We start from the raw sequence: 19304 nt of genomic DNA on the forward strand, positions 1-19304 counted from the left end.
AGTAGGAAGGTTTGAAGGTATTGTAAAATAAAGCTGAAATATACACATTTTCAGAAAACCTTCCTTTTCTTTATTTCTCACTCATTACCAATCATTTACCCATTAATTGCTGATGACTATAATTGGCACCAATCGGTATCACTTGACCATTAATATATACCTCATACCTGTCAAACCGCTCTATTTTATCTTTGGCCACAATATAGGAGCGATGAATACGCACAAAGTGCTCAGGCGGCAGCAATGATTCGGCTTCATTCATGGTCATACGGGAGGCGATTTTTTGATGTTTAGTGATAAACACAACGTAGTTGCCACCCGCCTCCAAATACAGAATATCGTCAAGCAACACCCGAACCTGCTCATAGCCATTTTTGACAAAAATGCTTTCTGGTACCGCAGACACGGGCTTAGCTGAAACATTTTCGACCAAAATACTCCCCGCCGCCTGTCGCTTGTTTTCTTCCAAAAGGGCCAACTCTCTCACTTTCAGCACGTCATGGGCTTTAGTACAGGCTTTCAGAAAACGACTGATGGCGAAGGGTTTGAGCAGATAATCAATGGCGTCGAAGTCATAGCTTTGTACGGCATGCTCGGCGTAGGCGGTCGTAAAAATCACCAACGGCGGATTGGAAAGTACCCTTAGAAATTCAAGTCCAGAAATGTCGGGCATTTTGATGTCCAAAAAAATCAAATCTACGGGCTCCCGCTGAAGAAAGTCTAACGCTTCAAAAGCATCTTGAAAGGTAGCTTTCAAGGACAAAAAAGGCACTTTGTCGGCAAAATTCCGCACAATATCCAGCGCTTTTGGCTCGTCATCAATGGCAATGGCAATCATCCGTCAGATTGATTTATGAATCGTAAAAGTAAATAGTAGATGATTAGAGTTGGTCATAAGTGGCCAATATTGAGTTTAGCTTTTTACCTTTTTTAGCAAAATCAATCACCAACCGCACCGAAAACTCCTTTTCTGTACGATGAATCCGGAGGTCATGCGTTTTAGGATACAGCAATTCCAAGCGTTTCTGCACATTGACCAGCCCAATTCCCGACGAATATTTTTCGGGGTCCTCTTCGTGGCGCGGGTGAATGCTGTTAAAAACCGAAAAGTAAAGTTGTTCTTGTTGACAATACAATTTAATATAAATCCATGATTGATTACGCAAGCTGATGCCGTGTTTGAAGGCATTTTCGACAAAAGGAATCAGCAACATCGGCGCAATACTCCGCAAACAAAGGGCATCATCTAAGTCAACTTTCAGTTCCAGCTTATCAGACTCCGACAACCTAAGCCGCTGCAAATCAATATAGTTTCGCAAATAAGCCACTTCCTGTTGTACATCAATCTGCTCTTGGTTGTTTTCGTGCATCATAAACCGCATCATGTCCGACAGCTGCTGAATCCCGTGGGAGGTTTTTTCGGCATTTTCTTCAATGGCCGTGGCATAAAGCGTGTTCATGGCATTGAACAAAAAATGCGGGTTGATTTGGGCACGAAGGGCCGAAAGCTCGGCTTGGTTACGATTGAGATTGGTTTCTAATGGTTTCACCATGTATTGACGAATCAGCGTAACGGCTAAGGCCCCCAACCAAGAAACTAGCCAAAAAGCGAAAATTTCATCAAAATCAGCATCATCAAAACCCCTTGAATGGCTCATTCTAAACACACCGTACAACAAAACCAAAACGATACTACTGCCAAAACTAACGGTCAAAACGGCTAACAAAGTGAGAAAAGCTTGGCGGTTTTCACTGCTTCGACGAAACATAAATGTCTTCCATCTCAGGAGGTTGTGATGATACAAATAAGCGTGAAGAAACGCGCCCTGTACCCAAATCAGCGCAGGAATCAGGAACCTACTGCCACTGGCAACCTGAAAGGTAATCCATAGCACAAATCCAAATAATGCCAAGCTGCTGCCATCTTTAATGACTTTGTGATTTACGTTAGTTTCCGTTTGTTGTAGCGCCCATTGGTAAGCTTGAGAAATAAGGGTGTACAATACCAAAGCCAAAAATAGTCCCCCTCCAAGTAAAGCTAGATTTCTAAGGCGGAACGATGACCAAACTTTCGCTCCGATGATGTTGTAATTGATGTCTTGTCTAAAATTAAGTTCTTTCCAACTATACAAATAGCTCCAAGCTCCCGTCAACACAACAATACCAATCAACATCAACCCCATGGCAAGAAAATTGAGCTGATTGGGCCAATAACGGGGAATTATGACGTGGTTTAGCACGTACCAACTGCCATATAAGGTCAGAAAAATACTCAGAATAGGCCACAGCCCGTTGGTTGCCCAATCATATCGAAAATAAATACGGTTTTGTTCGAGCGCGTCAAGTTGAAACCACACGCGCGAAAAATGCTGGTAATCAGTAGCAAGCGTGATTAACAAGAACAAAGCAGCAAGGGCAGTAATCACCCAAAATTCGATTTGACGGAAGCGTTGAAGAGTCATAATGTTAATGATTAAAAAAATGGCTGTTTTAGGTTAGACAATTCAAAAGTATACTGTATAGCTGCCCAGAAGTAAAATCTGTGACGAAATCCGCCAAAAATGGGGTGAAAAAGCAAAGGCGTCCGACGGTTTTAACGGGGGCGCCCAGCCCGTCAGACACCTAAAATTCCAACGATTTGGGCAAATCAAGCGTCTTGAGAGCAAACACGGTGGGAAATCATGAAATACCTCCTTTACTTTTTATTATTCCTGTCAATGGCCCAATGCCGTGACAAAAATGTTGCTCCCGAAACCTTACAGCCTCTGGTCGGAAAATGGCGTTTGGTGGCCTATGAACGGATAGAGAACGGCAATAAAGTCTGGAAAGAGGCCGACCCGCAGTCACCTTCATTTCTTTTCTTTCGCTTCGACGGCGTTGTTTTAGACAGCAAAGAACTCCCTCTTTGCTGCCCTCCCAATGCTTTGAATATCAACGGAAAAGAGTTTACCATTATCCCTAAATCGGCTCTTCCAGAGAATCCTACCTGCGCGTATGTGGATTGCATAGGGTGTGCACTCTGGGAAATCAAATTGACAGAAGATACCTTTATTTTAGACGATTGTGGAATCAGTTTGAAACGTGAATACGTTCGTGTTCCATAAGACCTACGCCAACGGAATCCCCGTATCTTTTGCCACTTTCATCACATACAGGCGTGCTTCGTCGTATTCTTCGGGGGTACGTAAATGCTCCAACATCAAAGGCACTTCGCGGGGCAGTGCCGTTACATTTCGCAGATAAGTGGCGTAGTCCATGCAGCCGCGTCCGGGCATGGTTTCGGCAAAATGCACATCTTTGCCCACCACATCTTTGGCGTGGCAGGATATAATCCACTTGCCCAGTTTTTTGAAGGTATCATTGATTAAAGCCGTATTTTGGTAAAAACGCTCGGGAGAATTGATGATATTGGCAATGTCGACGTGTGCCGCAAACGCGGGGCGGTCCATGGCTTTGATAAATTTAAGGCAAGAATCGGCGTCGTTGGGCAGACTCCAGCCCATCATTTCGAGGGCGAATTTCGCCGTTTTAGGTTTGACGGCATCAATCACTTTTCGGCAGTTTTCAACCGTCGCGTCAAAATATTCTTTGGTCAGGTTTCGAGCATCCGGTCCGTCCCAGTGTTTGGGATTGTACGACCCTGCAATGTCAATGCACGTCAGCGCGCCGATTTCCTCCGCCAACGCCAGCCGCTCGGTCACGTAAGCCATGTTCTTTTTCCGTTTTTCGGCATCAGCGTCTAGCATATTGACCCACGCGCCCACTTCGGCAATAATGACATTCTGCTCCTCAAAGGCTTTGCGAAGCGCCGCAATGCGCGGGGTATCTTTCAGTTCCACCTTCGGCACGTAAGCCGCGCTGTATCCCAAACGCCGATGCTCTTTTGCCAATTCTACAGGGTCATCGCTTTTCACAAAAATGGGGCCGCCTAAACGTAATGCATTGGGAGCCAGCTCGAATTGAGGCAGCAGCGCAGCACCAGCCAATAGCGATGAAGATTGCAGAAAACGACGGCGGGTGAGGGATTTCATTGAGTGAGTTTTTTTAAACAATAAGCCTTCACATAAGAAAGAAAAGACCTAAATCTCATTAAAAAACCGAAAAATCACAAACCGTAAAAATGTAAAATGAAAAAGTATTTTTTTCAATGAGACACAAACAAAAACCCCTATCAACATTTTTGCTGACAGGGGTTTATAATTATGGATAATTGCTGACAATTAACGCTTAATACGCTCTCACTACTCCGCGACCTTCGTAGAAGTTTACGTAGGCTTTGTTCACCACGCGGTTACCGCCCGGCGTAGGATAGTCTCCCGTGAAGTACCAGTCACCGCTGTGGTTGGGGCAGGCTTCGTGGAGGTTTTCTACCGTTTGGAAAATAATAGACAATTCCGCCTTTAAGTCTTTCGGGCGTACAATATCAGCTACTTTACGCGAAACTTCTTCGGGCGTAAATGGCTCAAACAAGGCTTTTACGTAGTTTTGCTCATACGCATTGTCGGTTTCGAGCGAGGCAACGCACTGGGCGTATACTTCGTCGCGTAGGTTATCCAAACCGCGCTCTTTCAGGAGTTGCAGCGTGGCCCGGAAAGCAACGAAGTCTTTTACTTTCGACATATCAATGCCATAACAGTCAGGATAACGTATCTGCGGAGCCGACGATACAATCACGATTTTCTTAGGGCCGAGGCGGTCCAACAACCGCAAAATGCTCTTCTCCAAGGTAGTACCGCGTACAATCGAATCATCTACTACCACTATGGTATCCACGCCTTTTTTGACCACCTCGTAGGTCATATCGTACACGTGCGACACCATTTCGTCACGGGCGGCATCGCTCGTGATAAAGGTACGCTGCTTGACATCCTTAGAAACGAGTTTTTCGATTCGGGGGCGGAACGACAGCACTTTATCCAGCTCTTCGGGCGACAGATTTCCGTCCAGAATTGCTTTTTTGCGCTGTTTGGCTAAGTATTCTTCGAGTCCTTCTACCAATCCAAAAAACGCCGTTTCGGCCGTATTAGGGATGTAAGAGAAAACGGTATTTTCGAGGTCGTAGTCGACTTCTTCCAGAATCTGCGGAATCAACAATTTACCCAATTGCTTGCGCTCATGGTAAATATCGGGATCTGAAGCCCGGGAAAAATAAATCCGCTCAAAACTACACGAACGTTTCTCAAGCGGCTTCAGAATCTGGTGTTGGTCGTACTCACCGTATTTATCAATAATCAACGCGTGACCTGGCGTAATTTCCTTAATATCTGCGTAATTGGCATCAAAAGCGGCCTTGATGGCTGGTTTTTCAGAAGCTACCACCACCACTTCATCATCTGCATAATAATACGCCGGACGAATCCCGGAGGGGTCGCGCACTACGAAGGCTTGCCCCGAACCAGTCATGCCGCACATGGCAAAACCGCCGTCAAAATCACGGCACGAACGGTGCAACACCCGCACCATGTCCATGTTGTCTTCGATGACGTCAGAAAGGTCGGGGTTTTCGTAAATGCCCTTGAACCGGTCGAAAACGCGCTGGTTTTCTTCGTCCAAAAAGTGACCGATTTTTTCCATAACCGTGACGGTATCCACACGGTCTTTGGGGTGCTGTCCCAACGAAACGAGCTTATCAAAAAGCGTGTCTACGTTGGTCATGTTGAAGTTTCCCGCCACAACTAGGTTTCTGCTTCGCCAGTTATTTTGGCGCAGCATCGGGTGACAGTTTTCGATTTCGTTGGCACCGTGGGTACCGTAGCGCAGGTGGCCAAGCCAGACTTCGCCAGTAAATGCTACGTTTTCCTGCAACCAACTGGCATCGTAACGGAGGTCTTTTTGGTCTCCTTTGAGTTCTTTAAAGGCTTTTTTGAATTTCTTCTGTACCTTCTTAAAAATCTCAGCTACGGGTTGGGGGTCTACTGAGCGGTAGCGGCTAATATAGCGGCTACCCGGCGAAACTTCGAGTTTGATGTTGGCTACACCGGCACCATCTTGGCCTCGGTTTACCTGTTTTTCCATCAATGTATGAAGCTTATAAACCGCGTAGAGGGGTGTGCCGTATTTATCAATATAGTATTGAAACGGCTTTCGGAGTCGAATGAGGGCAATACCGCATTCGTGTTTTATGACGTCGCTCATCAGGGAGTGTGAAGTGTGTGACGATTTGTTAACACAAAGTTAAGAAATCGGATTCCAAAACACTATGTTAAATTTTAAGGCAATTAAAATATTATACCACAACGCCTTAATTATCAGCACAATATATACCATTTAAACTTATTTAAAAATTTAAAAAACTTTTAGAAGCCTTAATCTGGCTCCACAAAGTGTTTCTGGTTTTTGGATAAGTTATGAATACTCCAATCAATGTCCCGCTTGAAGGCTTTGGCCCGAACGGGGCAATCTGCCAAGCGGCAGTATTTACAACATTCAGGCAAACAGGGGTCAACGTGAACAAAAAACTCTACGTACCCTCCAGCGTCTTTTTCCAGTGCTTCCTCAAATTCATGTACGGCCTCGTGTACCTGACGCAAATCCCAATAATATGGCAAAGTCAAATGGCAATCAATGTGCAGGTCAGAGCCGTATTTTTGAATACGCATGTTATGCACATCAATCCAGTAGTCGCGCTTGTGGTTTTTGAGGATATTGACGATGCTTTCCATCAACTCGGGGTCGGTTTGATCCATTAGAGCCGCCGCCGAACCCCGAATAAGCATAAAACCATTGTAAAATATAACCAACGACAACACCAACGATGCCGCGCTGTCGATCCACTGCAAACCCGTCAATATCAAGAGGCCCAGCCCAATCAAAATAAGAACACTGCTCAGGCTGTCGGTCATGAGGTGCTTACCATCGGCAATGAGTGCTTCTGAGCGAGTACGTTTACCTACTTTTTGGAGATAATACCCAACAACTCCGTTGAGAACAACAGTCAGTAAAATCAACCAAAGTCCCCAATCCAGATGCTGAATCGGTTGCGGATGCAACAGGTGCTGAATGGCTTCAATGGCAATCCAAACCCCCGCAATGATAATAAGCGCCCCTTCAAAACCAGACGAAAAATACTCAATTTTTCCGTGTCCGTAAGGGTGGTCAGTGTCTTTGGGCTGAGATGAAAGGTAGATACTGTAGAAAGCAAAACTACTCGCAATGACGTTGATAATCGACTCCAAAGCATCACTTAAGATGGCATTTGAGCGCGTTAAATAATAGGCTGTAAACTTGATTGCCATCAGAATTATACTCAAACTAAGCGAGACGATAATCCAACGGAATTTAGAATTTTGGCTAACTTGCACGACTTTTTTAGGGTAATTTTGGCTCAAAGTTACGAGTTTACCCCCAGAACCTTACATTAATTCTAACCATTACAGGAAAACGTCGTTTTTCTTATTCAACAAACTTTATTAGAAATACAACCCGTTATGTCACTTCCTTTTGAAACAGAAAATCCGTGGAAAACCCTGACTTCCAACGTAGTCTACGACAATAAATGGATACAAGTACGGCACGAAGAAGTGCTCAATCCGAGCGGCGGCCCGGGAATCTACGGCGTGGTTCATTATAAAAATAAAGCCATCGGCGTCATTCCCATCGACGACGAAGGATTTACGTATTTGGTGGGCCAGTACCGCTATCCGTTGGAAGAATATTCTTGGGAAATTCCCGAAGGCGGTGGCCCGATGGACGAAGACCCAATTGAAGGCGCCAAACGTGAACTCTTGGAAGAAACAGGCCTGATTGCCGCCCAATGGACGAAGATTGCGCGGGTTCACCTGTCAAATTCGGTCGGCGATGAAGAAGGCTTTTTGTACGTTGCCGAACAACTCACCCAGGCCCAACAACAGCCCGAAGACACCGAGCAGCTTCATGTGGCGCGAATTCCGTTAAAAGAAGCTGTCGAAATGGTCATGCGGTCAGAGATTACGGATTCTTTGAGTGTGATGGGCCTTTTAAAGGTCGCAAGGCTGAGGGGAATTTAATGCATAGCGGCGGATGTATGTCGCTTATTAATCGCCTTGTTCTTAACTTTTAATCTTAACAGTTCACTTATGCCCCTTTTTTTGGCAGCTATATACGGATTGATTGCGGGTATTATCTTGTGTCTGACCTTCGGGACAGTGTTTTTTGCGTTGATACAAACGAGTATTGAGCGGGGCTATCGTAGCGGGGTTCAGATTGCGATGGGTGTCGTAGCCAGCGATGCTTTTTTTATTTTTACGGCCATTTTTGGAACTTCTTTCTTACCCCAAATCAATCATTTTGATAAGTGGATTGGCGCCATTGGCATCATTTTTTTGGTCATTTTAGCCATCGGAAACTTCCTTAAAGTACCCACACTCGAACCCAAAACCCACGCCGACGACCGCAGCCGCCGCCGTTCTAATCTGAAATATTTTCTGAAAGGTGTAGCGCTCAATGCCCTCAACCCCATCAATTTTATGTCTTGGGCGGCCATTGCCGCGTATCTCCGCACCAAAGGTCGCTACGACCTGAGCGAAATGATTGTGTTTTTTAGCATGAGTCTCGTAGGAGTGGGGGCTACTGAATCCGCCTTGGCAGTGTACGCAAATCGCCTGCGTCGATTGCTGACGATTAAGGTAATTCATTACATCAATATCGCTACGGGGCTGGTATTTTTGGGCGTTGCCACCAAACTCCTTTGGGAAGAATTTTTAAAATAGTGCTACTGCTTTTTGAGCCAGTCGAGGATAACCTTCAATGCATCGACCGAAAATGTTTCCTCCAGCATTCCATACTCCGCAGCAGTACATTTCTGGCATTTCTGAAAGAGGTGGTTCAACCCAGGCAGTTCCACCGTTTTGAAGTTTTTGTTACCCGCCGCCGTTAAACCTTTTTCAAAACCTGCCAAATTCTCCTTAGCAGACACTTGTACATCATTACCTCCGTTGAGGGCAAGTACTGGTATTTTGATTTGGGCTAAAATTGGTTGAGGGTCATATTTCAAAAAATAACGGTACCATTTAGAGCCAATTTGGTCAAACTGGCGAGTGACGGACTTTTTCCCTGCTTCACTTTTAAAGCCCATTTGTCCCAATACCGCGTCAGGCTGCGATTTGAGCCAATTATCAAAAGCGAGTTGAAGGCTATCCTTAATGTCACCTTCGAGCGGCAACCGAAAGGCTACCTCATAAAGTGCGGCATTGAGCGATTGTACATTGGCCCGATAAGCCGCGTTGCTCCCCGTTTTTGCCAAAATATCATCACTTTGTTTCAGTAACAACGCTCGTCCACCTACGCCCAATCCCGCCAAAGAAACGATAAAGGCCACATCTTTGGATTGCGCGGCCACCATCGGCGCAATCATTCCTCCTTCACTATGGCCCATCAACCCGATTTTTTTGGGATTGATTTCTTTTCTTGATTTAAGAAAGCGAAGAGCCGCCAAGACATCTTGGGCATAATCTGCCGATGTGCCCACTGTTCCTGTGGTTTCGCCGACACCTCGGTCGTCAATGCGCAGTACAGCAAACCCTTCCCGACTCAATGCGTCGGCTATCACCCAAAACGGTTTATGTCCAAACAGTGTTTCGTCACGGTCTTGCTGTCCTGAACCAGTAATAAGAATCACCGTCTGAAATTTTCCTTTGCCTTTTGGAAACGTCAGCGTACCGCCAAACCGAATGGATTGGTCGGCATTTGTAAAATTGACATTTTCCGATTCATACGGAAACGGCGGTACAGGCACCTGAGGACGTTTCAAAAACGACAGTTGCTCTACCCGCTTTAAAGCGAGTGGCGCGGGAAAACCATTCTGTTTCCATTGCCCCAAAAAAGTTTCGGTATTTACTTTTCCACTCAATACCGTTCCAAACTCCTTTAAATCTGCAATCAGGCTGTCGTTTCGGAAAACGGGCGCTTTAAGTGCATACTCAAACAGGCCCTGTTCGGGAATGTATAAAGCGGCTTTTTGCTCTTCTTTTTCAACTTTTAAGCCAAACTTCAACGGGCCAATGGTTCCTTCATAATACGTTTGGCCAAAAACATGAAAAGCAGTAAAAAAACATAGACAGTACAATGCGAATATTTTCATGGGAATTATATCAATAACTGAAAAATGTAAAACTGAAAAATGCAAATCCTAGAAACCGCAAGGGCACGGTGCAAAATGTAAAAGTAAAATGAATACAAGAGGCAGCGTGCTTTGATGTCAAAAATAAAAAAACAGTAACACACAATAGGCGATTGCTTTAAAACTATAAATCGCCGACTGTTTCTGATGCAACCTCCTCAAACATTCTTTCAAAGACTCAAGTACTTAGGTCCTGGATTTATTTTATCGGCCGCTATCGTTGGCTCTGGCGAACTCATCGCCACCACCGCGTTGGGAGCCAAAGCAGGTTTTGTAACCTTTTGGGTGATTTTGGTAAGTTGTTTGGTCAAAGTTACGCTTCAACTGGAGTTTGGCAAGAACGCCATTTATACGGGTATTCCTACCATGCAATCCCTCAATACCCTCAAAGGTAAGCACTACGGAAAAGCGCATTGGTCTATCTGGGCGTGGCTGTCATTGCAGGGGTTAAAATTGCTTCAGGTAGGAGGCATTGTAGGAGGCGTAGCCATTGTACTCAACATGGTTTTCCCCATTTTTTCCACCAACGTATGGGCCATCACGGCGAGTTTGATTACGGCCGCTTTGGTGTATCAGGGATTTTATAAATCAGTTGAAATCGGGGCTTTGGTGATGATTATTTTATTTACGATTACCATTTTAATTTCCCTCATTTCTTTACAATTAACACCTTATGCCATCCGCTGGAGTGAGCTAGCAAGCGGATTAACTTTTTCGCTTCCTCCTTCGGCCGTTATGGTGGCCATCGGGGCGTTTGGCATCACGGGCGTAGGAGGTGATGAAATCATGTTTTACAATTATTGGTGCATCGAAAAAGGCTACGCTACCTACACGGGTCCCAACGACGGCTCGCCCGAATGGGCCGCCCGCGCCAAGGGCTGGATTGAAGTAATGTACCTAGATGCCGTTTGCTCAATGGTGGTTTACACCACTGTAACCGCCGCTTTTTACCTGCTGGGGGCTGCCTTACTTCACCAGCACGGAGAAGTCCCCGAAGGATATGCCATGATTGAAACCCTCTCTAAACTCTTTACCGAAACCCTCGGCCCTTGGGCCAAAGTGATGTTTTTGATTGGGGCTTTTTTTGTGCTTTACTCCACGCTTTTTACCGCTACGGCCAGTTGGTCGCGTATATTCGGAGATGCTTTCGGGCAAATCGGCTGGGTAAAATTCAACGATTCGGCTTCTCAAAAACGTGTTATTGGCCTTCTTTCGTGGGCCTTTCCTATCATTTGGTGTGCGCTATATCTCATCATCAAAATGCCCGTTTTGATGGTATTATTGGGAGGCATCGCTACGTCCATTTTACTTTTATTGGTCGTTTGGGCCGCCTTGCAGTTTCGCTACCGTCAGCTTCCTCAATCGCTTATTCCTACCCGTGTGTACGACGTCTTTTTCTGGATAAGTGTGGTTTCTATTTTAGGCGTCAGTGCGTACGGTATCTTTCAGGTAACGCAGTAATTTTTGCTAAATAGCGGGATGCCGCTTGAATTCTTTGGTACGGTCAAACAAATATCGGTACGTAGCGTGTACTTTGTGAGGAGTACCGCCCAATAACTCTACAAAACGAATCATCTTGGGGTTGAAATCTCCAATCCAGTTCATTTCCAACTCAGTATATTGGTAGTTGGGGCGCCAAGCCACTTTAGAAGCCGACAACGCAATCGCCGATTCTACGCCCCGCCCTTGAAATTCGGGGACTACCCCAAAAATCACCCCAAAGGCTTTATGATTGGTTTTCAATAGTTTATGATATAGAAATTTCAATTTCCCAATCAAATCCAGCTTTCCGTTGACGTGTTTAAAGATTTGATTCAGCTCAGGAAGCATAATAAAAAAAGCAATCGGCGCGCCTTCATAGTACCCAAACCACATCAATTCTTCGTCCAAAATCGGTTTCATTCGCTGCATAATTCCGCGCGCTTTGTCGGGCGTCATGTCTTCTGCGCCTAGGTTTTTTGCCCAAGCTTTGTTATAAACAATCCGAAAATCTTCCGCGTATTTGTCCAATTGTTTTTTGTCAATATGTCTAAACTCGTAGTTTTTCATGGTCAAAATCCGCTCCGCACGTTCAAAAAACACCCGATTGACGCGTTCCATGAAACGGTCTTTGGGCATCAACAAAAAGAAAGTCAGCTGCTCGAAATACGTTTGAAAGCCGTACGCTTCAAAAAATGATTGATAATAAGAAAAGTGGTAGCCCATTCCGTATAGCGGCTCTTTGTCAAAGCCATTGATGAGCACGCCCCAGAAGCGGTCGCGCTCCCCAAAATTGATGGGGCCGTCCATGGCTTCCATACCCCGTTGGGTAAGCCATTTTTTACAGGCATCAAACAGCGCAAACGCAACTTTTTCATCTTCAACGCACTCAAAAAAGCCCATTCCGCCCGTGGGTTGGTCGTTGCCTTTCATGACCGTATTTTGATTCACAAACGCTGCCACTCGACCAACGGTCTGCCCGTCATCGTCCACGGCAATCCAGCGAATACATTCTCCGTCTTTGAAGTTTTTATTCTTTTGCGGATTGAAAGTATCTTCGACGTCTTTGTCCAACGGACGAATCCAGTACGGATTGTTTTTATAAAGCCGAACGGGAAGCAATAAAAATTCACGTTGACGCTGAGGATTTTGGCCTACTTCGAGGAGTTGCATAGCAGAGATTGAGTCAGATATAGAAGACATTCCAACTCTTTAAGACGAGGTCGTCCAGACTTGGAATGTCTATACAAGGGAGCGAAATTATACGTTTCTCACAAATTATGAACCATTAACTTTGACAAAAAGCTAACTTTGCTCCCTGAAACCACCAATCATTTACCCTCAATGGCCCTAAAACGCCTTGCTATTTTTGCTTCAGGCTCTGGCTCAAACGCCGAGAAAATTGCCGAGCACTTCGCCAATCATTCTGAGATAGAAGTGAGCCTTATTTTGTCCAATAATCCCCAGGCGGGCGTGATTGCTCGAGCGCGTCGGCTACACATTCCTGTCATTTTGTTTGACCGAAAAACGTTTTACGAAACCCATAAAGTAGTCGAAATCCTCCAAAACGAACACATTGATTTGGTAGTACTAGCGGGTTTTATGATGTTGATACCCGAAGCAATGGTGCACGCATTTCCCAACAAAATCGTCAATATTCACCCTGCTTTGCTGCCCAAATATGGCGGAAAAGGCATGTACGGGCATTTTGTCCACGAAGCAGTGGTTGCGGCACAGGAGCCCGAATCTGGCATTTCCATCCATTACGTCAACGAACGGTACGACGAAGGCGACATTATCTTTCAGGCCACTTGCCCAGTGACACCCACCGATACGCCCGAAGACGTAGCCGCTAAAGTGCAAATATTGGAGCATCAACATTATCCAGAAGTAGTTGAAAAATTATTACAAACGCATAGCTAACGCAATTTCTTTGGTCAGATAATTGGCGCAAAAGAAGAAAATTAGCAAACCATAATTTTCGTAAAAAGAGGTTAGAATTTAGACTCAAAAAGCGCCATTCCGAGAAAGGAACGGCGCTTTTTGAGTCTGTTAGCAGAGACAGTTTCTGCCTTTATCGTTTCGTAACCACCATTTCTACGCGGCGGTTTTTCTCGCACGGGCTTGGCTTACAAACCAGTCGCGTATCGCCGTAGCCTTTGGTAGCAATACGCGCCGAGCTTACCCCTTTTCGAATCAGATACTCGCGTACGGCGTTGACCCGGTCGCGGGAAAGAATCAGGTTTTTTTCAGCATCACCGATTTTATCCGTATGTCCTTCCAAACGAATTTCAACGCTGGGGTTGGCCCTCATCCATTCTGCCACTTGGTCTAGTTCCTTATGAGAGCTTTCCAACAAATCTGATTTGGTCAGTTCAAAATACAGATTATCCATGATCATCGGTTTATTGATGAGCGCCGCATCATAGGGTGTAGATGTTGGAACAGGCTTCGGCGCTGGCTTGATTTCCGGCTCTACTTTCTTTTCAGGTTTCGGAGCTCGCTCTTTTATAGGCTTGCGTTCCCGCTTTGGTTTCGGTTCTTTTTTGGGCTTTTCCCTTTTTACTTCGGGCTCTGGCTTAGGTGTAGCCTCTTTCCGTTCGCGAGAGATAGTCTTTCGTTTGGAAACAAAAGCAATGGGCAGTTTTACATTAAACATCAAAACCCGCTGCGATACGTTGGTATTACTTACCCCAACGGTCAGATTATCTCGGTAAAAAGTGGTTTCGGCCTGAATAACACTTTGTAAAGGATGATAATAGGCAATGCTAAACTCAATCCCGCTGTTTTCGCCATAAACCATCCCAATTTCGGGAACAATGAGCGGAACTCCTTTTTGCAAATTATAGGTTTTTGTACGATTTCCCGTACCACCTTCAATGTACCCTCCCGTCAATTCTTCCATCTTTTCTCGGCCGTCGGCAGTGTTTCGATAAAACAAGGTTGAATAATACCCTCCCAATTGAAAGTACGTCCCGGCCCATTCTTTCATCCAAGTTCGGCGCAACATTAACCCTGTCCGTAAGTAATTAAAATTCCATACAGTTGAAACCAGATTATGGCCTTTGTACTCAAAATTGAACGGATGGTTCAGCTTAAAAACCTGCCGTTGCCAAGCGGTACTCAGTCCAATCGACCAGCGATTGTCAGAACGCCGGTCTTTCCAACGATAATACGTCTCAAAGCCCCAGAGGCTTGTACGGTAGTTGCGTGTATAGGTTGTGCCATCACTCTTGACCAACTCTCCCCGATACGACGAAACCCAGGCATTAGACGGGGCTTCAGTACCGCTCAATAGCGTGATTCGGGAGGGAATAACCAACCCGATACCGTACAACGGCGCCACCACCCAATCCCGTTGGCGGGTATAATTTTGCGCCGTTACGGAAAAAGTACAGGTGCTTATTCCGACAATCAGGGTTAAAAACTTTAGCGTAGTCGTTTTCATGACATTAGAATTTACGCTAAAGTTATAAATCAGAAAGCCGCTTACCAAAGGGTAGGCGGCTTTCTTAACTATCTACTTATTAAACGGTTATTAGTTTGTCAGTGCGTGATTTGCGACCGTCAAATGAATTGATAACACCTGTGTCGGACGGTTTTGAACCAGCTGACACAGGTAAATTTTTAGAATACATATTTATTTTCGGCAATCATCGCATCAGCAATGCGACGACGGGCATTTTTAGTGTTCATGGGTTCAATCTTAGTGAACCGCTTCAACCCCATCAGCATCACCCGCAACTCATCGCCTTCGGCAAAGCCCATGATGGCAGACTTGCCAGCGCTGTTGATTTGCTCCACTGCTTCGTGCAGGTAGCACATAGCTAAATCTTTTTGCAACGCGCAGGCGGCATCGCCCTTCATCCCAATGAGTTTTTCGGTACGTAAAACCGCTGATTCAGCCGCGTAAATTTCGATAGCCATGTCGGCCACGTTCATCAGGATTTCCTGCTCTTCCGAAAGTTTCATCATAAATTTCTGCACCGCCGCACCCGCAACCATCAAGGCCGCTTTTTTCAAATTTTTGATCACTTTCTTCTCGGCCGCAAACGGGGTTTCGTCGTCGCTCACGCTGAAATCAGGAATAGACATGATTTCTTTACCGACCGCCATAGCAGGCCCCATCAAGTCGATTTCACCTTTCATAGCGCGCTTGAGCAACATATCGACCGTCAACATACGGTTGATTTCGTTGGTACCCTCAAAAATGCGATTGATACGGGCATCGCGGTACGCGCGGTCCATGGGCGCATCCGCCGAAAAGCCCATACCACCGTACACCTGAACACCTTCATCTACCACATAATCAAGCACTTCTGAGCCATGTACTTTCATCATGGCGCACTCAATCGCAAACTGCTCCAAGGCTTTCAATTTTGCTTCGGCATCCGACAAACCTTTTTCTTTCAAATCAGCGATGGCATCGTCAATGTTCTGACCTGCCCGGTAGGAAGCTGATTCTGAAGCGTACAGCTTCACGGCCATTTCGGCCAACTTATGTTTAATCGCGCCAAAAGTGCTAATAGCAATACCAAATTGTTTGCGCTCGTTGGCGTATTGAATCGCTTGCGTGGCAACCTGCTTCGCACCGCCTACCGCCGCCACGGCCAATTTGATACGACCGATGTTCAGAATATTAACCGCAATCTTGAAACCGTTACCACGGTCTGAAAGCATATTTTCAACTGGCACATGACAGTCATTAAAGAAAATCTGACGCGTATCGGAGCCTTTGATGCCCATTTTATGCTCGGGCTCGTTCATGGTAATCCCTCCGTAGGTTTTTTCTACGATAAACGCCGTCAGGTTTTTATCGGTTTTTCCGCCTTCGTCAATTTTGGCAAAAACGATGAATACATCGGCAAAACCGCCGTTGGTTATCCACATTTTTTGCCCATTCAAAATATAGCTTTTGCCATCTTCGCTCAATACGGCTTTGGTCTTGCCCGAGTTGGCATCCGAACCCGAATCAGGTTCAGTAAGACAATAAGCGGCTTTCCACTCGCCCGAAGCAAGTTTGGGCAAGTATTGAGATTTTTGGTCGTCGTTTCCGTAGTATAAAATAGGTAACGTTCCGATGCCCGTGTGGGCCGAAAGAGCTACCGAGAAAGAATTACCCGCACCCGTAGCTTCTGCGACGAGCATAGAAGTATTAAAACTCATTCCAAAACCACCGTATTCTTCAGGAACAGCGGTACCCAAAAGCCCTAACTCACCTGCTTTGTCCATCAATGATGACATCAACTCGGGAGATTTGGCTTTGTCTATTTCTTCCACACGCGGCCAAATTTCAGTAGCTAAAAAATCACGGCACGATTGAGCAATCATCAACTGCTCTTCGGTAAACTCTTCGGGAATAAATACTTGAGAAGCGTCGGTGTCTTTAATCAGGAATTCTCCTCCTTTAATACCGGCGCGATTTTCTACTGCTGTCATGGTCTTTAGGAATTTTGTTATTGTTCTGCTTGTGTACAAAATTAGGAGAAACAAAAATAGTATGCAAGCATACTATTAAAAAATTTTATAGCTTGAATCATTATCTTTGTAAAAAATCCAATGACTATGGAAACGATAGCAAAAACCGAGGAGCAAGTTCGTCAGGAGCGGGCAGTTGCTTGGGCCAAGCGACTATTGGCAAGTAAACGAGAACTGGAAAAGGAAATTGAAGAAGAAGCAAAAACACCTGAGTATCAGGAGGCAGTACGTAAGCTACGTGAACAAAATAAAAAAAAATGGGACGCGACTCAAAAGGCTATAATTTTGTTTTTCGTGGAGGGCGTAACAATTCTTACACCTTTGATACAAATTACGAAATAACGTATGAAGTAAAATTTAAGCCTTCAAGTTATTTATTTGATGAGAAGGAGGAGTTTTCCACTGAAGTTTATGAAATGGTCATTGCCATTACTGAACGTAAAAATTCAGACGACAAAATTCCTCCTGACGCATTCATTATGTTTACCATTGCAGATATAGTGACTGATTTCTTTAAAAATCGTGAAAGAATTATTGTCTATATCTGTGATACTTCCGATGCCCGCCATCTCGCCCGTTCCCATAAGTTTGGATTATGGTTTGAGAAGTTTAAAACAACTCAGTTCATGAAAGTTGATGCCTTTATTATTGACGAAATGGGCGTAATTTATATAAACACATTAATTTTACACCGAGAGAATCCCTATTTTGTTGAAATTATTGACGCTTTCCGTAAAGTGACGGGAGGCTACACCGAAGATAAATGACCGATACACTCAACCTAGCGCCCGAAGTACTTGCCAAATACGAAATTGTGATTGGCCTGGAAGTACATTGCCAATTGCAGACCAACACCAAAATTTTTGCGTCTGATGCCAATCACTTTGGCAGTGAGCCCAATACCAACATCAGCGTGATTACGCTGGCACATCCAGGCACCTTGCCCAAGTTGAACAAAAAAGCCGTTGAGTACGCCGTAAGAATGGGCTTGGCATGTGGGTGTTCTATTACCCGAAATACGATTTTTGATCGCAAAAACTATTTTTATCCCGACCTGCCCAAAGGTTATCAGCTTTCGCAAGATAAATTCCCGATTTGTGTCGGCGGCCAAATTCCCGTGATGTACAAAGATAAACACGGAAAAACGGTCGAGAAAGTAGTGCAGATTCACCATATCCACTTAGAAGAAGATGCTGGAAAGTCGGTTCATGACGGAGCTTTGACCGATACTCTATTGGATTATAACCGCGCTGGCACGCCACTCATTGAGATGGTGACCGACCCCTGCATTGGTTCTGCGGAAGAAGCAGGCGCTTTTTTGACCGCCGTTCGGCAGTTGGTTCGGTTTATTGACATTTGCGACGGCAATATGGAAGAAGGCTCGCTGCGCTGTGACCTCAACGTTTCGGTTCGTTTGAAGGGTACTTTGCCCTTGGGAACGAAGGTGGAAGTTAAAAATATGAACTCCATTCGGAACGTAATGAAGGCCGTTGAAACGGAGTTCCGCCGGCAGGTAGGAATGGTAGAAAATGGGGAAACAATTTTGCAGGAAACGCGCATGTTTGACCCCGAAACGGGCGAAACCTCAGGGATGCGGGTGAAAGAAACCATGAACGATTACCGTTATTTTCCAGAGCCCGATTTAGCCCCAGTATTTATTTCTGACGCATGGATGGCCAAAATTCAAGACGAAATGCCGCCGCTACCGCGTCAGTTGTTTGAGAAATTTACCACAAAATACGGGCTCTCGGCAGGCCACGCGACTACACTGACCGACACCAAAGAAGTAGCTTTATATTTTGAAGAATTGAGCGCGAAGGCTGGAAATTACCAAGCGGCCGCCAATTGGGTTTTAGGACCTGTCAAAACGTATTTAAACGAGAATTCCGATAAGACAGCCGACCAATTTCCACTTTCTCCTGTTCAATTGGCAGAAGTAATCAAATTGGTGGAAAGCAATCAGGTAAGTCACACGACGGCTTCGCACAAGCTTTTACCGATTTTGCTCGAAAATCCAACGCAAAATCCGCTAGAAGTAGCAAAACAAAACAATTGGCTGCAAAACAGCGACGCCGGTGCTTTGGAAGGCATAGTCGATGAAGTTTTGACTGCGATGGCTGACAAAGTGCAGGAATTCAAAAAAGGCAAAAAAGGATTGATGGGCTTGTTTGTGGGCGAAGTCATGAAAAAATCAAAGGGCAGCGCCGACCCGAAAGTGGTCAATCAGCTATTGGGCAAGAAATTGGGGTAA

At 45.2% G+C, this 19304-nt stretch carries 17 protein-coding genes; 8 read left to right on the plus strand and 9 right to left on the minus strand.

The genetic code is table 11. The annotated features are described in order from the left end of the window. Nucleotides 1–91 precede the first annotated feature (91 nt). Together DVG78_RS14605 and DVG78_RS14610 are read right to left on the minus strand one after the other, a co-directional pair. A complete protein-coding gene (locus tag DVG78_RS14605; RefSeq protein ID WP_114461812.1) occupies nucleotides 92–838 on the minus strand; it encodes a LytR/AlgR family response regulator transcription factor in 747 nt (248 codons plus the stop codon). A gap of 43 nt (nucleotides 839–881) precedes the next feature. After that, nucleotides 882–2462: a sensor histidine kinase gene (locus DVG78_RS14610; protein ID WP_114461813.1), complete on the minus strand. Its 1581-nt coding sequence runs from the start codon at nucleotides 2460–2462 to the stop codon at nucleotides 882–884. A gap of 219 nt (nucleotides 2463–2681) precedes the next feature. On the opposite strand from DVG78_RS14610, the gene DVG78_RS14615 reads away from it, so the two are divergent. Then, on the plus strand, nucleotides 2682–3104 hold the full coding sequence (locus DVG78_RS14615; protein WP_147277087.1) for a hypothetical protein: 423 nt from the start codon (nucleotides 2682–2684) through the stop codon (nucleotides 3102–3104). 3 nt (nucleotides 3105–3107) lie between these two features. On the opposite strand, the gene DVG78_RS14620 is transcribed toward DVG78_RS14615, so the two are convergent. The 3 genes from DVG78_RS14620 to DVG78_RS14630 all read right to left on the minus strand — a co-directional run bounded on the left by DVG78_RS14620 (nucleotide 3108) and on the right by DVG78_RS14630 (nucleotide 7301). Continuing rightward, nucleotides 3108–4031 carry a sugar phosphate isomerase/epimerase family protein gene (locus tag DVG78_RS14620; RefSeq protein WP_114461815.1) on the minus strand — a complete coding sequence of 308 codons (924 nt, stop codon included), beginning with the start codon at nucleotides 4029–4031 and terminating at the stop codon, nucleotides 3108–3110. Nucleotides 4032–4227: 196 nt separating this feature from the next. Beyond that, complete coding sequence (locus DVG78_RS14625; protein ID WP_114461816.1) at nucleotides 4228–6135, minus strand: amidophosphoribosyltransferase; 1908 nt, start codon at nucleotides 6133–6135, stop codon at nucleotides 4228–4230. Nucleotides 6136–6305: 170 nt separating this feature from the next. Then, on the minus strand, nucleotides 6306–7301 hold the full coding sequence (locus DVG78_RS14630; protein WP_114461930.1) for a cation diffusion facilitator family transporter: 996 nt from the start codon (nucleotides 7299–7301) through the stop codon (nucleotides 6306–6308). Between the two features lie 126 nt (nucleotides 7302–7427). Between DVG78_RS14630 and DVG78_RS14635 the strand changes: the two genes are divergently transcribed. Both DVG78_RS14635 and DVG78_RS14640 read left to right on the plus strand, forming a co-directional pair. Next, nucleotides 7428–7985, plus strand: coding sequence for an NUDIX domain-containing protein (locus DVG78_RS14635; protein WP_114461817.1), 558 nt, complete (start codon nucleotides 7428–7430; stop codon nucleotides 7983–7985). Between the two features lie 69 nt (nucleotides 7986–8054). Next, nucleotides 8055–8687, plus strand: a complete 633-nt coding sequence (locus DVG78_RS14640) for a LysE family translocator (protein WP_114068721.1) — start codon at nucleotides 8055–8057, stop codon at nucleotides 8685–8687. Between the two features lie 2 nt (nucleotides 8688–8689). Here the strand turns inward: DVG78_RS14640 and DVG78_RS14645 are convergent, their stop codons facing one another. Continuing rightward, entirely contained in the window at nucleotides 8690–10057 is a 1368-nt protein-coding gene (locus tag DVG78_RS14645; RefSeq protein WP_114461818.1) for an alpha/beta hydrolase family protein, read from the minus strand. Nucleotides 10058–10243: 186 nt separating this feature from the next. On the opposite strand from DVG78_RS14645, the gene DVG78_RS14650 reads away from it, so the two are divergent. Next, nucleotides 10244–11557 carry an Nramp family divalent metal transporter gene (locus tag DVG78_RS14650; RefSeq protein WP_114461819.1) on the plus strand — a complete coding sequence of 438 codons (1314 nt, stop codon included), beginning with the start codon at nucleotides 10244–10246 and terminating at the stop codon, nucleotides 11555–11557. A gap of 6 nt (nucleotides 11558–11563) precedes the next feature. On the opposite strand, the gene DVG78_RS14655 is transcribed toward DVG78_RS14650, so the two are convergent. Then, nucleotides 11564–12748: a hypothetical protein gene (locus DVG78_RS14655; protein ID WP_114461820.1), complete on the minus strand. Its 1185-nt coding sequence runs from the start codon at nucleotides 12746–12748 to the stop codon at nucleotides 11564–11566. Nucleotides 12749–12919: 171 nt separating this feature from the next. Between DVG78_RS14655 and purN the strand changes: the two genes are divergently transcribed. Next, nucleotides 12920–13498 (plus strand): phosphoribosylglycinamide formyltransferase, encoded by a 579-nt coding sequence (gene purN, locus DVG78_RS14660; RefSeq protein ID WP_114461821.1) that lies wholly within the window; start codon nucleotides 12920–12922, stop codon nucleotides 13496–13498. Between the two features lie 151 nt (nucleotides 13499–13649). Here purN and DVG78_RS14665 read toward each other — a convergent pair whose 3' ends face one another. Beyond that, nucleotides 13650–15023, minus strand: coding sequence for an OmpA family protein (locus DVG78_RS14665; protein ID WP_114461822.1), 1374 nt, complete (start codon nucleotides 15021–15023; stop codon nucleotides 13650–13652). 179 nt (nucleotides 15024–15202) lie between these two features. After that, nucleotides 15203–17014 (minus strand): acyl-CoA dehydrogenase FadE, encoded by a 1812-nt coding sequence (locus tag DVG78_RS14670; RefSeq protein WP_114461823.1) that lies wholly within the window; start codon nucleotides 17012–17014, stop codon nucleotides 15203–15205. Between the two features lie 126 nt (nucleotides 17015–17140). Between DVG78_RS14670 and DVG78_RS14675 the strand changes: the two genes are divergently transcribed. From DVG78_RS14675 to gatB, 3 genes are read left to right on the plus strand one after another with little or no spacing between them, the layout of a single operon-like run. Next, nucleotides 17141–17395 carry a hypothetical protein gene (locus DVG78_RS14675; RefSeq protein WP_147277088.1) on the plus strand — a complete coding sequence of 85 codons (255 nt, stop codon included), beginning with the start codon at nucleotides 17141–17143 and terminating at the stop codon, nucleotides 17393–17395. Next, entirely contained in the window at nucleotides 17311–17820 is a 510-nt protein-coding gene (locus DVG78_RS14680) for a DUF6169 family protein (RefSeq protein ID WP_147277089.1), read from the plus strand. Before DVG78_RS14675 ends, DVG78_RS14680 begins: the two co-directional genes overlap by 85 nt. Further along, the gene (gene gatB / locus DVG78_RS14685) at nucleotides 17817–19304 is read left to right on the plus strand and encodes an Asp-tRNA(Asn)/Glu-tRNA(Gln) amidotransferase subunit GatB (RefSeq protein ID WP_114461826.1); all 1488 of its coding nucleotides are present in this window, start codon (nucleotides 17817–17819) and stop codon (nucleotides 19302–19304) included. Before DVG78_RS14680 ends, gatB begins: the two co-directional genes overlap by 4 nt.

Origin of the sequence: Runella aurantiaca, assembly GCF_003339505.1 — a bacterium.
Classification (GTDB): Bacteria; Bacteroidota; Bacteroidia; order Cytophagales; family Spirosomataceae; genus Runella; species Runella aurantiaca.

Coding starts and splice junctions, on each gene's coding strand:
- DVG78_RS14615 (WP_147277087.1), top strand. CDS start 2,682: ATGAAATACCTCCTTTACTTTTTATTATTCCTGTCAATGGCCCAATGC.
- DVG78_RS14620 (WP_114461815.1), bottom strand. CDS start 4,031: ATGAAATCCCTCACCCGCCGTCGTTTTCTGCAATCTTCATCGCTATTG.
- DVG78_RS14645 (WP_114461818.1), bottom strand. CDS start 10,057: ATGAAAATATTCGCATTGTACTGTCTATGTTTTTTTACTGCTTTTCAT.
- DVG78_RS14605 (WP_114461812.1), bottom strand. CDS start 838: ATGATTGCCATTGCCATTGATGACGAGCCAAAAGCGCTGGATATTGTG.
- gatB (WP_114461826.1), top strand. CDS start 17,817: ATGACCGATACACTCAACCTAGCGCCCGAAGTACTTGCCAAATACGAA.
- DVG78_RS14625 (WP_114461816.1), bottom strand. CDS start 6,135: ATGAGCGACGTCATAAAACACGAATGCGGTATTGCCCTCATTCGACTC.
- DVG78_RS14640 (WP_114068721.1), top strand. CDS start 8,055: ATGCCCCTTTTTTTGGCAGCTATATACGGATTGATTGCGGGTATTATC.
- DVG78_RS14655 (WP_114461820.1), bottom strand. CDS start 12,748: ATGCAACTCCTCGAAGTAGGCCAAAATCCTCAGCGTCAACGTGAATTT.
- DVG78_RS14665 (WP_114461822.1), bottom strand. CDS start 15,023: ATGAAAACGACTACGCTAAAGTTTTTAACCCTGATTGTCGGAATAAGC.
- DVG78_RS14610 (WP_114461813.1), bottom strand. CDS start 2,462: ATGACTCTTCAACGCTTCCGTCAAATCGAATTTTGGGTGATTACTGCC.
- DVG78_RS14675 (WP_147277088.1), top strand. CDS start 17,141: ATGGAAACGATAGCAAAAACCGAGGAGCAAGTTCGTCAGGAGCGGGCA.
- DVG78_RS14680 (WP_147277089.1), top strand. CDS start 17,311: ATGGGACGCGACTCAAAAGGCTATAATTTTGTTTTTCGTGGAGGGCGT.
- DVG78_RS14670 (WP_114461823.1), bottom strand. CDS start 17,014: ATGACAGCAGTAGAAAATCGCGCCGGTATTAAAGGAGGAGAATTCCTG.
- DVG78_RS14635 (WP_114461817.1), top strand. CDS start 7,428: ATGTCACTTCCTTTTGAAACAGAAAATCCGTGGAAAACCCTGACTTCC.
- purN (WP_114461821.1), top strand. CDS start 12,920: ATGGCCCTAAAACGCCTTGCTATTTTTGCTTCAGGCTCTGGCTCAAAC.
- DVG78_RS14650 (WP_114461819.1), top strand. CDS start 10,244: ATGCAACCTCCTCAAACATTCTTTCAAAGACTCAAGTACTTAGGTCCT.